We start from the raw sequence: 12,796 nt of genomic DNA on the forward strand, positions 1-12,796 counted from the left end.
TCAAAGCGACACGTCGGTACCAGTGTCTCGGTCAGCGGCGCGCTCGAGCAGCCAGTCGGCGGTCGCGGCGTCCAGGACCGCCGAGCCGACGCTCTTCACCACGACGAGTTCCTCGGGTGGGACCGTCTCGGCGTCGAACGCGTCGGCGAAGGGTCGGAGCTCCTCGACGGACCGACGGCCGGCGAGGTCGCCCGTCTCGACCGCTTCTTCGGGGACGTCGGCGTAGAGGCGGTCGGCGCGCCCGACCGTCTCGGCGTCCAGTTCCTGCATCTCGGGCGTGTACGCGCCGACGGCGACGACGACCGCGCCGTCCGGGCAGTCCGCGGCGTCGAACACGGGCTCGGTGCTCGTCGTCGCTGTCACGACCGCGTTCGCGCCGTCGAGCGCGTCAGTGGGTGATTCGGCGGCGCGGACGTCCGCGTCGAGTTCCGCGTCGAGGTCGGTCGCGCACTCGTGCTTCGAGTCGCTCGGCGAGTACACCGCGACGGCGTCCACCTCGGTCGCGGCGGCGATGGCGCGCGTCTGCCAGCGCGCCTGCGTTCCCGCGCCGAAGGTCGCGAGCGTCACCGGCGACCGTGCGAGGTGTGCGACGGCGAGTCCACCGATGCAACCGGTGCGGGCGTTCGTGACGCGCCCGCCGGCGACCAACGCTCGCGGTTCGCCCGTGGCGGCGTCCGCGACGAGAATCTGCGCGTGCACGGTCGGGAGCCCGCGGTCCGGGTTCTCCTCGTGGACGCTCGCGACCTTCGTCGCGTACGTCGCCGCGCCGTGGACGTACGCCGGCATCGCGAGACCCGTGCCGAGCGCGCGGTCGGCGTCCTCGGGGTCGAGGCCGGTACCGATCGGGAAGTGCGGTCGGTCCGGGCGTTCGACCGCGCCGTCGCGTTGCGCGCGGAACGCGTCCGCGACCACCCCGAGCAGGGCGTCGAGGTCGAGGAGTCGGTCGACGTCGTCGTCGGCGATGACGCGAACCATACCGGAGCGTCCCCGCGAACCACCTTCACGGTTGGGTCCGTGGAGAGCTCGTTCCACGGGGCGTCCGTGGTCGAGTGAAACTTAACACCGCCGGCGTGCACGGACGGGTATGAACGTCGTCGTCGTGGGCGCGGGCATCGTCGGGCTCGCGGCCGCACGCGAACTCGCGGAGCGCGGCGCGAACGTCGTCGTCTGCGAGAAGCGCAACGTGGGGTCGGGGAGCACAGAACGGTCGGCGGGCGGTATCCGAACGCAGTTCTCGACGCCCGTCAACGTCCGACTCTCGCTGGAGAGCCTCGAGACGTGGTCGTCGTTCGAGGAGCGCTTCGGGGTCGACATCGCGTACCGGCGCGCCGGCTACCTCTTCCTCGCACGCGAGCCCTCGACCGCGGCGGAGTTCGAGGCGAACGTCGCGATGCAACGCGACCTCGGCGTCGACAGCGAACTCCTCTCGCCCGAGGAGGCCCGCGAGCGCTGCCCGGGGCTGGACGCCGACGAGTTCGTCGCCGCGACGTACTGTCCGACGGACGGGTTCGCCGACCCGCACCTCGCACTCCAGGGGTACGTCCAGGCCTGCCACGACGCCGGCGTCGACGTCCGCACGCACACGCCCGTCGAAGCCGTCCACCGGGACGGAGGCGACCGCGGTGACGGCGCGGTGGTCGGCGTGAGCACGCCGGACGAGCGCATCGACGCCGACGCGGTCGTGAACGCCGCCGGCCCGTGGGCTGGTCGCGTGAACGACCTCGCGGGCGTCGACCTCCCCGTCGAACCGCGACGCCGCCAGGTCGCCGTCGTCGACCCGGAGACGCCAGTCCCCGACGACGTCCCGCTCACCATCGACCTCGATACGGGCGTGTACTTCCGGCCGGAACGCGAGGGCGCCGCCATCGTCGGCGGCCACTTCGGTGACGCCGACCCGCCCGCGGACCCCGACCGGTACTCAACGACCGCCGACACCGACTGGACGATCGAAGCGGTCGAGCACGCGGCCGACTGCGCGACGTACTTCGGCCCCGAGACACGCATCAAGCGCGGCTGGGCAGGACTGTACGCGGTCACACCCGACCATCACCCCATCGTCGACGAAGTCGCACCGGGGTACGTGACCGCCATCGGGTTCTCCGGGCACGGGTTCCAGCACGCCCCAGCCACCGCGCGACTCGTCGCCGACGCCATCCTCGACGGCGCGATAGACATCGACGGCGCCGACGCACTCGCCGCCGACCGTTTCGACGACGACCGCGACACCGACGCCGAACGCAACGTCGCCTGACCCACGCTCGGAGAAGACGGCACGTCGAGAGCGCACCCGGCAGCGCCGCTAGCGAGCTATCGAAGCATCGAGAACGCCGTGGGCACCGACGAGATCAGCGTTCCGCGTCCAGCCGCGGCTCCGGCGGCCGCTCGGTCAACATCGACTCGGGGACGAGCATGAGCAGTTCGCCGTCGCCGGTATCGATGAGCTCCTGGTCGGTGTCCGTCCGCCAGAGACAGGACCGCCACGGGCCCTCTTCGAGGTTCTCGACGACCTCCGAGGGCGTGTACCGCTCGCCGTCCGACCCGACGTACAGGGTCACGATCGTGCGAGGACCGCATCGGGTTCGTCGTCGGGCGAGTCCTCGTCGGCCGCGAGTGCCGCCAACCTGGATTCGACGGAGACGACGCGGCCGTCGTCGACGTGCGGGGCGACGTGCGTGATCCCCTCGTCGTCTCGCTCGACGAGCGTGACCGACGGGAACGTCAGGACGCGGCGGGTGTCCGTGCACGCCAGCGAGGACTCGTCCGTGACGGGGAGGTACGGGTCGAGGTCGACGCCCGCCGACGCCGCCCAGCGCTTGGCGTCGACGACGAGGTCGCTGATGGTGCTGCCCGCGGGACTGTCAGCGGCTACCCCGGAGAGCGAGAACCGGTTCGGGACGAGACGAGTCCGGACGTCCGCGTACGCGTCCACGTCGAGCGCCCGCTCGTAGAGGCGTTCCTGACGGTCGTTCGAACCACCAGGAACGTCCGCCCGCACCCAGAGTTCTGCACTCGTTCCACCGTCCACGGCTTGGGGTTGGCGAGTCACGTTCCATTGGCAGGCGCAGAAACCACAAAAACGTTCCTACGGTTGGGAACGTCCAATCCGCAGACAGGGGGAGCATATCCGAGCGATAGTTACCGATTACTAGGACTATGTACCACTGGCCTCTCCGTCCGGAACCGCCCAACGGACGCGGGTTATCGTCGCTTACGAACGGAAACCACCGCATTCCCCGCTTCGCGGAGACCTTTCACGTCGAGTCTGAAGGTTTTGGCTCCGAGCTGGTCACCGCTCGACAGGACTCGGTCAGGAACGCGACTCGCGGCCGCGGGATCGTCCGGCAGCGACTCGGCCAGCGCCCGCAAATCAGAGTGCGCGACTCGGCGCGAACGCTCTCGACGCCGACGACGTTGCTCGGGGGCAGTGCTCGAAGAAGCCGTCGCGTCGCTAGTCGCTGTGGGGTGTGGAGAACGGTCGTCGCGTCGTCAGTCGTCGGCGGGGGTCGGGCCGTCGTCGTCTTCGGTCGCGCCGCGCTCCCAGACGTTCGTGACTGATTCGCCGTTCGGTGGGGTGTGTGAGACGTCCTTCATTCGGTCTCGGTCGGTGTCTGCCATCGTGCAACGAGGTAGCACATCTCCTGTACTTAACGCTGTCGGGGAGCCTATAATAACAAACAGTACCAATGGTATGTCCTAATATACCTATTATTTCTCGAGGAGCGGCGGGATGGCATGCAGCGAGTCCACGTCGAACGTCGGCATCTGCTCGGGCGCAACCGTACGATTGTGCTCGCGGCGCACCAGCATCGAATCGACGCCCGCGGCGTGGGCCGCCTGCACGTCCGTCGCCTTGTCCCCGACGTACAGCGCGGTCTCGGCGTCGAGGTCCGCGAGCGCTCGCTCGAGGTAGTACGGTTCCGGCTTCTTCCGCCGGACGCTCTCCATCGTCGGTTCGCGCCCGTACCACGTCCCGAAGTGCCTGTGGAGGTCGTGCACCTCGAAGACGTGGTCGATGGTCGCGTTCTGGTTGTTCGAGACCACCCCCAGCGGGACGTCCAGTTCGTCGAGCGCGGCGACGTCGTCGTACGCGGGCTTCTGGCCGCGGTCGGTCGCACGGCACTGGTGCTCGGCGAACTGCGCGTCGCGCTCCCGCCAGAACGCGTCCGCGTCCAGCCCGAGGCGAGCGCACGTCTCCTCGACCCGCGACGGCGACACGCCCGCGACGAAGTCGTCGAGAAGGTCCTCGGCCGGAGCCACGTCGAACGACTCGAACGTCGCGCGAACCGCCCGCCGCAGCACGTCGCGGTCCGTTCGCTCGGTCAACACTCCGTCGTTGTCGAACACCACAGCGTCGTACACGCCGCTGACTACGCACGCCAGGACTTGACGCTTTCTGCGAAGCGCTCACGTACGACGTGGGCCTGCCAGTCCGCGACGACGAACGCCCCGTCCCTGACCTCGACGACAGGACACATTACGGTGGAACGAGAACCCTCCCCCATGGAGCACGTATCCGTCGCCGACGACGACGTCCCCGCCGTCGGCCTCGGCACCTGGAAGCTCGACGGCCAGACCGCGTACGGCACCGTCAAGACCGCCCTCTCGCTCGGCTACCGGCACGTCGATACCGCGCAAGCGTACGGGAACGAACGCCACGTCGGGAACGCCATCGCCGACAGCGACGTCGACCGAGACGACGTCTTCCTCACCACGAAGGTCCGCCCGGACCGCTACGAGCCCGGCGACCTCAAGGCGTCCGTGCGAGAGAGCCTCCACAAGCTCGACACCGACTACGTGGACCTCCTGCTCCTGCACTGGCCGAACCCCCTCAGCGACCTGGACGCGACGCTTCGCGCGATGGCCGACCTCGTGGACGACGGCGCCGTCACGCACGTCGGCGTCTCGAACTTCTCCGTCGACCAGCTCAAGCGCGCCCAAGCGCGCAGCCCCGTCCCCATCGCGACGAACCAGGTCCAGTTCCACCCGTTCAAACCGCAGCGCGAACTCCTCCGGTACTGCCAGGACGAGGACGTCATGCTCACCGCGTACAGCCCGCTCGCGCACGGCGCCGTCCTCGACGACGACCTCCTCTGGGCGATCGGCCGCTCGTACGACAAGACGCCCGCGCAGGTCGCGCTCCGCTGGGCGACCCAGCATCGCGGCGTCTGCGCCATCCCGAAGTCCACGTCGCGCGAGCACCTCGAACAGAACCTCGACATCTTCGACTTCAAACTCGACGCCGACGAGGTCGAACGGATCGCCCGCCCCAACGGCCTGAAGACCGCGGAGACGATGCTCCGCGGGATGCTCGGCTGACGTCGCGACCGCTCGCGAGCGCGCCGCGACACCCCCACGCGGAGCCGATTCCACTTCCACTCCGGACCCGGCAGATACGAGAGCGTCGAGTCCCAACCGTCGACCGAACGACCCGTGGCAGACGACGTGACCAGACTACCGGGCGCGAGCCCGGTCGAGGACGGCCCGCCCGACCAGCTCGTCTGTCACGTCGACATGGACTGCTTCTACGCCGCCTGCGAGCGCCTCCGCGAACCCGCGCTCCGCGGCGAACCCGTCGTCGTCGGCATGGGGTACGAGGCCGGTGACGACACGGGCGCGGTCGCGACCGCGAGCTACGAGGCCCGCGAGTACGGCGTCGACTCCGCGATGGCGATCACGACCGCGCTCGAACGCCTCCCGCGGCGCGAGGACGCCGACCCCGACGACCCGGACGCCCCGAACCCCGAGGACACCGGCCTCTACCGGCCCGTGGACCTCGACTACTACCAGGAGGTCGGCGCGCAAGTCAAGGACATCCTCCACGAGTGCGCGGACGTCGTCCGAGAGGTCAGCATCGACGAGGCGTACCTCGACGTCACCGACCGCACGAACTGGGAGGTCGTCGAGGGGTTCGCGCGCCACGTCAAGCAGCGCATCGCTCGCGAGGTCGGCGTCGCCGCGAGCGTCGGCGTCGCGCCGACGATGAGCGCCGCGAAGGTCGCGAGCGACCACGACAAACCCGACGGGCTCGTCGTCGTCACGCCCGAGGAACTCGTCGAGTTCCTCGCGCCGCTCGACGTCGAGGACGTCCACGGCGTCGGGCCGGTGACTGCCAGGAAGCTCCGCGAGGAAGGCATCGAGAACGCGGGCGACCTCGCTGACGCCGACCGGGACGCGCTCGTCGACCAGTTCGGGGAACGCGGCGGGGAACTCCACGACCGCGCTCGCGGCCGGGACTACCGCGAGGTCACGCCGCGGGGCGACCCGAAGAGCTTCTCGCGCGAATCCGCGTTCGGGTCGCCCGTCACCGACGCCGAGCCGAAACGCGAGCAGGTTCGCACGCTCGCCGCGGCGGTCGCCGAGCGCGCCCAGCGCGAAGGCGCGCTCTACCGGACCATCGGCGTGAAGGCCGTCGAACCGCCGTTCGACGTGAACACGCGCGAACGCTCGCTCCCCGGCCCGGTCGACGACCCGGCGCTCGTCGAGTCCGCGGCACTCGACCTGTTCGCGGAGTTCGAGGACGTCGCCGTCCGGAAGGTCGGCGTCCGCGTCGCGAACCTCTCGTTCACCGACCGCGACCAGCCGTCGCTGGCGTCGTTCAGCGGCGATGGGTCGGCGACCGAGTCCGACGCTGGCGCCACCGCCGAGAACGGCGACGAGAGCGGACGAGACGACGGGTCGAGCGAACGCGAAGACGGAGCGGGCGAGCGCGAGAACGCCGAGGAGAACGCGACCGACGGTGACGACGACGAGTCGCCAGCAGGCGACGGCCACAAGACACATGCCCTCCCCCCAGGGCAGACTTCCTTGACGGACTTCTAGCCCGACACCAAGCATTGCAAATATAAACCCCACACCCATTCTCACTATCAACTACCGCTCGACCCCATGACCGACGATTTCGACTTCTACGACCTCCTCGAGATAGACGACGACGCGAGCCAGGAGGAGGTCAAGGACGCGTTCCGGACGAAGGTGCGGGAGTACCATCCCGACCTGAACGACGACCCGGACGCTCCAGCGCAGTTCACCGCGGTCAAGAAGGGCTACGAGATACTCAAGGACCCCGCCGAACGACAGGCGTACGACCGCCTCGGGCACAAGGACTACGTCGCCAAGCGAACGTCGGGCATCCCGGACCCGAGCGCGTGGCGGACCGACGACGGCGGGTCCTCGCGGAGCGGGTCGACGACGAGCGCGTCCAGCGGGTCGTCGACCGCAGGGGGCGACAGTTCGAGCAGGCGGTCGTCGTCCTCCCGGTCGTCGTCGAGCGGTTCGTCGCGGTCGTCGTCGCGGACGAACCGTCGGAGTTCCTCGTCGCGGTCGTCGTCTTCTGGGTCGTCGAGTGATTCGTCGTCGCGGTCGAACCGTCGGAGTTCCTCGTCGCGGTCGTCTTCGTCGAGTACCGGTTCGTCGTCGAGTCAATCGTCGTCGCGGTCGAACCGCCGGAGCTCGTCGTCGAAGGCGTCGACGTCGTCGACGTCCACGGGGTCGTCGAACCGTCGAGCGCGGTCGGCGTCCACCGCGGGCGCCGGCGGAACGCCATCGGGTGGCGCGTCCGGATCGACGAGTACGACCACGGACAAGGATTCGACCATCGGAACGAAGTCGGAGCCGTCGTCGTCGTCGTGGACGGACAACGCGCTGTTCAACTGGTGGCGGAGCCTCCAACTGGGCTACCCGTTGATGCTGCTGTCGACGCTCCTGTTCGTCGGTGGCGTCGGCTACTGGGCGTACTACAACCTCGGCGCGTTCCGGCGGTTCGGGAGCGCCCTCGCCGCCGCCGGCACCGACACCGCCGCGCTCCGCGACGTCCTGGTCGCTCGACGTGGCATCCCGACGATGTACGAGTTCGTGCAGTCGACGACGCTCGTCGAGCCGATGCTCCCGACCATGCAGTGGTACGGCGCGCTCGCCGGCGCGGTCGTCGCGACAGCGCTCGCGTTCGGCATCTACCGCGCCGTCTGGGCGAAACGCCCGTACAAGTGGGTGACGATCAACGAGACCGTCGGTCTCGGCGTCGTCACCGCGACCGTGGCGACTGTGTACGGCGGGCCGCTGCTCGCGGGAGCGGTCGTCATGCCGTTCGTGTTCCTCGTCATCATCCGCCACACCCACATGGCGTACAAGTTCAAGCCGTCGTACGCGTACGTCCTCGGTGTCAGCGTCCCGCTCGCCGTCATCGGCGCCGAGTACGTCGTGCCGTCGCCACCGCTGGCCGTCGACCTCCTCGCCGCGCTCGTACCCGTCCTCACGGTCCTCGTGCTCCTGTTCAGTCTCGTCGTTCGACCGAGGCTCTTCGACTGACCATCGGGACCGACGCCTCGCGGGCCGCAGTCGTTCTCGGAGTCACCCGACGCGCGTCGCGACGCCCTTCGTCTGCCGGTAGTCGCGACCCCGGATGGCGTTCAGTCGGTCGACGAGCGCGCGCTCGTCGCCGTTCGTCCACGCCGCCGGTTCGCGTATCGGGACGACGAGGAACCCGCGGCCGCGTATCTCGGTCGCGTGGAGCGCAGCGTCGTCGACGTCGCGACCGACCTTCCGTCGCTGCGTCGTGTACGCCTCGAGGACGTGGTCGATGGCGCGCTCGCCGACCGGCAGGAGGATGTGCGCGTTGATCGCGCGAAGCTCCGTGTCGAAGTACCGCTCCAGGTCCGCGTACTCGCGCGGACTCGGGTCGCGAGGCCGTCGCCCCACGAAGAGGTAACTCAGGTAGCAGTTCGACGCATCGGGTTCGTCCGCGTACGGCGCCGCCAGGAACCCGGTCTCGTGGAGGACGCGCTGGAGGCGCTCGCCCGCGACCGACCCCGTGAACGGGACGCCCGTGTCGTCGCCACCGTGAACCGCCGGCCGGTCCCCGACGACGTGGAAGTCCGCGTTCGCGTCCCCGTACCCGTACACCGCCGGTGGGTCGTCGTCGCCCGCGAACCGCTCCGGGACGACGAGCCCGAACGGATTCCGGACCCTGTCCGTGACGTTCTGCACGACCCCCCGTAGGCGACCCCGGGAGAAAACCGTCGCGGTCACGCACTCCGTCACCAGTGCGGTCGCGTTCGCGCCGCCGCAGTCGGCGGTTTCTTTGCAGCAGCGGTCGTGGGCTCGCGCATGGCAGACGACGTGCCGGCGATGACGCGATTCCCCGTACCGGACCGCGACGACCTCCCCGAGGACGTCCGCGAGCGAATGGCCGAGGAGGAAGACGAGGCCGGGTTCCTCGCGAACGTCTTCGAGGCGTTCGCGTACCGGCCGTCGCACTTCCGGGCGTTCTTCGCGTACTACGACGCGCTCACCGAGCACACGGAACTCGAGCGCGAGGAGATCGAGATGATCGTGGTGGCGGTCTCGGGCGCCAACGACTGCTACTACTGTAACGTCGCTCACGGCGCGCTCGTCCGCATCTACGCGGACGACCCGCTGCTCGCCGACCAGCTCGTCTCGAACCATCGGACCGCGAACGTGAACGACGCGCATCGCGCGATGCTCGACTTCGCGGTGAAGCTCACCGAGGACCCCGCGGCCGTCGAGGAAGACGACATCGAGCGCCTCGAAGACCACGGGTTCTCGCGGCGCGCGGTCTGGGACGTCGGGAGCGTCGCCGCGTTCTTCAACCTCTCGAACCGGATGGCGCACCTCGCGGACATGCGGCCGAACGCGGAGTTCCACGCCATGGGCCGGTAGTGTCCAGATACCGAGTGGAACGCGTCTCGATGCGGCGACCCCTCGACTGTCCGTTCACTGTCACGTCCTCCGGTTGGTCCTTCGAATCGCAAGACATCGATGGGTGCGAACCACCCCCATAGTTATTTGCGAAGTAGGCATATTTCAAACTATGTCGAAACTTGTATAGCCGAAAACCGTATCGTATTCAGACATGCGCGACTTGGACGAAACAGACCTCGACATCCTTCGACTCCTCGTCGAGGACGCCCGCCGCCCGTACAGCGAGATCGCGGACCGCGTGAACGTGTCCCCGCCGACGGTCTCCGACCGCGTAGAGCGCCTCGCCGACCTCGGCGTCATCAACCGGTTCACCATCGACATCGACCGGTCGCTCATCTCGAAGGGCGTCCCCGTGCTCGTCGAACTCGACCTCGTCCCCGACGCGGACGACCGCGTCGCCAAGCGCCTCGCGGACACCGAACCCGTCGAGCACGTCTACCTCACCGCCGAGAACCGCCTCGTCGTACACGCCACCGTTCCCGACGGCGAGGTCCGCGAGACCCTCCACCGCATCGTCGACATGGAACTCGTCGACTCGCTCGACGTCAGCCTCGTCGAGGAGCACGCGTGGGAGCCCCAGGTGAGCGACGGCGAACTCAGTCTCTCCTGCGAGGAGTGCGCCGACCCCGTCACGCACGACGGTGTGACGACCCAGTACGACGGTGACCTCTTCCACTTCTGTAGCGAGGAGTGCCTCGGCACGTTCGAAGACCGCTACACTGGCCTCACGAGTCAGAACTGACGGCGGTCCCTCCAGTCCGTTCACGACACCGGCTTGCGTCGGTCGTCGCGACCAAAACTGTTCTAACCCAGGCTTGCGCAGTGATGTGTATGGGCACGACTCTGCGCGTGACTGGCATGACCTGTGAGGGCTGTGAGGACATCGTTGAGACAGCACTGGAGATGGCTGATGGCGTCGAGAGCGCGTCGGCCGACCGGGAGGCGAACGAGGCGACCGTCGAGGGGGACGCGAGCACGGAGACGCTCGTCGAGAAGGTTCACCTCGCCGGCTACGACGCGGAAGCCGCCTGACCCGGTCGGCTATCGGGCCGTCCGCGGGACTCGCTGGCTTTACTTCGTCGACCCCGTAGTGTCGACCATGAACGGTTCGAGTGACGACGACCGGACGCTGCGTCGACGCGATCTCCTCGGAAGCGCCGGTGTCGCGGTTGTCACAGCATCGGCCGGGTGTTTCGGGAACGACGACGGAACGCAGTCCGCGAACGGCGAGAACGCGGTCGTCGTCGGCCCTGGTGGGTCGTACGCGTTCGAGCCGTCGTCCCAGACGGTCGCCGTCGGTGACACCGTCACGTGGACGTGGGACTCCGCGAACCACAACATCGTGGTGAGCGCGCAGCCAGACGGCGCGGATTGGACGGGGACGGACGGCGACGGGTCGAAGACGTACGACACCGACCACGTCTACGAGTACACGTTCGAGACGGCGGGCACGTACGAGTACTACTGTCAGCCCCACGAAGGGCTCGGGATGGTGGCCGAGGTGGTCGTCGAGGAGTAACGCCCGCCGCGGTGGTGCTCGAACCCACTGGCCGTCGCGTACGCGAGTCCCGTCGTATCGGGGGAATACCTAATTGACCAACGGGCGTACTCGTCGAGTATGGACCGACCAACGCGACGACAGGTGCTCGCATCGACTGGCGTTGCCGTAGCGACGGGCGTCGCCGGCTGTTCCTCCGGCGGGGAGGAGACGACGACCGAACCCGACGAGGAGACGGAGCCGACGGAGACCGAGATGGAGACGACGACCGAGGCGGAGACGACGACGGAGAGCGACGGGCCGACGACGGTCGTCGTCGGCCCCAACGGCGACTTCCGGTTCGCGCCGTCCTCGGTGACGATAGCGGTCGGGGACACCGTCGAGTGGGTGTGGTCGTCGGGCGGCCACAACGTCGTCGCCGACAGCACGCCCGACGGCGCGGATTGGTCCGGTACCGAGGGCGCACCGAGTGCGGTCTACGACGCCGGGTACGAGTACTCGCACACGTTCGAGGTCGCCGGCACGTACGCGTACTACTGTAATCCACACCGCGGGTCCGGGATGACCGGCGAGGTCGTCGTGGAGGAGTGACGCGGTGCGCTCCGTGAACCGGGCCGTGTTCGTGGAGTAACGTGGTCGTACTGGCGAGAAGGCGGTGGTTTTTGGGTGAGAACTGGGGAAATCACCTTACGGGTCGTCGGCGACCGAGGTGTATGGACGAATCCTCCAGGCGGCGCGTGCTCGCTGGTGCGACGACCACGCTCGCCGCGGCGCTCGCTGGTTGTTCGACTAGCGGCGGCGGGACGCCGGACGGCGGCGCGACAGGGACGACGACTGACGGCGGCGGGACGACGGAGCAGCCAACCGGGGAGACGACCACGGACGCGACGGCGACGACAGCGGAGTCGACGACCACGGAGCGGACGACGGACGAATCGACAACCGCGGAACCAGAGACGACCACGGAGCGGACGACGGACGAATCGACAACCGCGGAACCAGAGACGACCACGGAGTCGACGGCGACGACGGAGCAGGGGACGACGACGGAAGCGTCGACGACGACGGCCGAGCCGACTGCGACGCCGACGACCGAGACCGTGACGGTCGCCCCCGGCGGCCGGCTCCGGTTCGACCCGGACCGCGTGACGGTCCCGGTCGGGTCGACCGTCGAGTTCCGGTGGGACTCCGGCGGCCACAACGTCCGCGTCGCCAGCCAACCCGACTCCGGCGACTGGGAAGGAACCAGTGGCGGTGGTGGGACGACGTACGGCGCCGGCCACACGCACTCGCACACGTTCTCGGCGGTCGGCACGTACGAGTACTACTGCGCGCCGCATCGCGGCGCGGGGATGCGCGGCACGATAGTCGTGGAGTGAACGCCGGAACGCGCGCCGTTGTCGGCGCGACGCCTGCCTCTGTCGCCGCGACACCTGCCCCTGTCGCCGCGACGGTCCCTCACAGGTCGACGCGGTTCAGATACCAGAGCGCGACGTACGCCAGCCCACCGACCGCGAACAGGACGACTGGAATCACGAACGGACCGACGAACTCGTAGATAGAATCGAGCATGCGTCGACC

General features: G+C 68.8%; 16 protein-coding genes. 10 read left to right on the top strand and 6 right to left on the bottom strand.

All coding sequences use genetic code 11. From position 1 onward, the window contains the following. Complete coding sequence (locus VYJ16_RS11850; RefSeq protein WP_336350513.1) at window positions 1-975, bottom strand: ornithine cyclodeaminase family protein; 975 nt, start codon at window positions 973-975, stop codon at window positions 1-3. A 109-nt stretch (window positions 976-1,084) separates the two neighbouring features. Between VYJ16_RS11850 and VYJ16_RS11855 the strand changes: the two genes are divergently transcribed. Continuing rightward, on the top strand, window positions 1,085-2,251 hold the full coding sequence (locus VYJ16_RS11855; RefSeq protein WP_336350514.1) for an NAD(P)/FAD-dependent oxidoreductase: 1,167 nt from the start codon (window positions 1,085-1,087) through the stop codon (window positions 2,249-2,251). A 94-nt stretch (window positions 2,252-2,345) separates the two neighbouring features. Here VYJ16_RS11855 and VYJ16_RS11860 read toward each other — a convergent pair whose 3' ends face one another. The 4 genes from VYJ16_RS11860 to VYJ16_RS11875 form a co-directional block, all read right to left on the bottom strand. Further along, a complete protein-coding gene (locus VYJ16_RS11860) occupies window positions 2,346-2,555 on the bottom strand; it encodes a hypothetical protein (RefSeq protein ID WP_336350515.1) in 210 nt (69 codons plus the stop codon). Continuing rightward, window positions 2,552-3,046, bottom strand: coding sequence for an HTH domain-containing protein (locus VYJ16_RS11865; protein WP_336350516.1), 495 nt, complete (start codon window positions 3,044-3,046; stop codon window positions 2,552-2,554). Before VYJ16_RS11865 ends, VYJ16_RS11860 begins: the two co-directional genes overlap by 4 nt. Window positions 3,047-3,486: 440 nt before the next feature. After that, window positions 3,487-3,615 carry a DUF7989 family protein gene (locus VYJ16_RS11870; protein WP_336350517.1) on the bottom strand — a complete coding sequence of 43 codons (129 nt, stop codon included), beginning with the start codon at window positions 3,613-3,615 and terminating at the stop codon, window positions 3,487-3,489. Window positions 3,616-3,705: 90 nt separating this feature from the next. Continuing rightward, a complete protein-coding gene (locus VYJ16_RS11875) occupies window positions 3,706-4,359 on the bottom strand; it encodes an HAD family hydrolase (protein WP_336350518.1) in 654 nt (217 codons plus the stop codon). Between the two features lie 141 nt (window positions 4,360-4,500). Here VYJ16_RS11875 and VYJ16_RS11880 point away from each other — a divergent pair, with 141 nt between their 5' ends. The 3 genes from VYJ16_RS11880 to VYJ16_RS11890 all read left to right on the top strand — a co-directional run bounded on the left by VYJ16_RS11880 (window position 4,501) and on the right by VYJ16_RS11890 (window position 8,304). After that, complete coding sequence (locus VYJ16_RS11880) at window positions 4,501-5,316, top strand: aldo/keto reductase (RefSeq protein WP_336350519.1); 816 nt, start codon at window positions 4,501-4,503, stop codon at window positions 5,314-5,316. Window positions 5,317-5,430: 114 nt separating this feature from the next. Beyond that, window positions 5,431-6,819, top strand: a complete 1,389-nt coding sequence (gene dinB, locus VYJ16_RS11885) for a DNA polymerase IV (RefSeq protein ID WP_336350520.1) — start codon at window positions 5,431-5,433, stop codon at window positions 6,817-6,819. Between the two features lie 66 nt (window positions 6,820-6,885). Further along, entirely contained in the window at window positions 6,886-8,304 is a 1,419-nt protein-coding gene (locus tag VYJ16_RS11890; protein ID WP_336350521.1) for a DnaJ domain-containing protein, read from the top strand. 42 nt (window positions 8,305-8,346) lie between these two features. Here the strand turns inward: VYJ16_RS11890 and VYJ16_RS11895 are convergent, their stop codons facing one another. Continuing rightward, window positions 8,347-8,982, bottom strand: a complete 636-nt coding sequence (locus tag VYJ16_RS11895) for a uracil-DNA glycosylase family protein (protein WP_336350522.1) — start codon at window positions 8,980-8,982, stop codon at window positions 8,347-8,349. Between the two features lie 120 nt (window positions 8,983-9,102). Here VYJ16_RS11895 and VYJ16_RS11900 point away from each other — a divergent pair, with 120 nt between their 5' ends. From VYJ16_RS11900 to VYJ16_RS11925, 6 genes are all read left to right on the top strand, one after another. Continuing rightward, entirely contained in the window at window positions 9,103-9,675 is a 573-nt protein-coding gene (locus tag VYJ16_RS11900; protein ID WP_336350523.1) for a peroxidase-related enzyme, read from the top strand. A 193-nt stretch (window positions 9,676-9,868) separates the two neighbouring features. Further along, entirely contained in the window at window positions 9,869-10,459 is a 591-nt protein-coding gene (locus VYJ16_RS11905; RefSeq protein ID WP_336350524.1) for an AsnC family transcriptional regulator, read from the top strand. 89 nt (window positions 10,460-10,548) lie between these two features. Continuing rightward, window positions 10,549-10,749: a heavy-metal-associated domain-containing protein gene (locus VYJ16_RS11910; RefSeq protein WP_336350525.1), complete on the top strand. Its 201-nt coding sequence runs from the start codon at window positions 10,549-10,551 to the stop codon at window positions 10,747-10,749. A gap of 67 nt (window positions 10,750-10,816) precedes the next feature. Continuing rightward, window positions 10,817-11,236 carry a plastocyanin/azurin family copper-binding protein gene (locus tag VYJ16_RS11915; RefSeq protein WP_336350526.1) on the top strand — a complete coding sequence of 140 codons (420 nt, stop codon included), beginning with the start codon at window positions 10,817-10,819 and terminating at the stop codon, window positions 11,234-11,236. Window positions 11,237-11,335: 99 nt separating this feature from the next. Continuing rightward, window positions 11,336-11,806, top strand: a complete 471-nt coding sequence (locus VYJ16_RS11920; RefSeq protein WP_336350527.1) for a plastocyanin/azurin family copper-binding protein — start codon at window positions 11,336-11,338, stop codon at window positions 11,804-11,806. Window positions 11,807-11,928: 122 nt separating this feature from the next. Then, entirely contained in the window at window positions 11,929-12,594 is a 666-nt protein-coding gene (locus tag VYJ16_RS11925; RefSeq protein ID WP_336350528.1) for a plastocyanin/azurin family copper-binding protein, read from the top strand. The last annotated feature ends 202 nt before the right edge of the window (window positions 12,595-12,796 follow it).

It is taken from the genome of Halorubellus litoreus, from assembly GCF_037081675.1.
Lineage (GTDB): Archaea > Halobacteriota > Halobacteria > Halobacteriales > Natrialbaceae > Halorubellus > Halorubellus litoreus.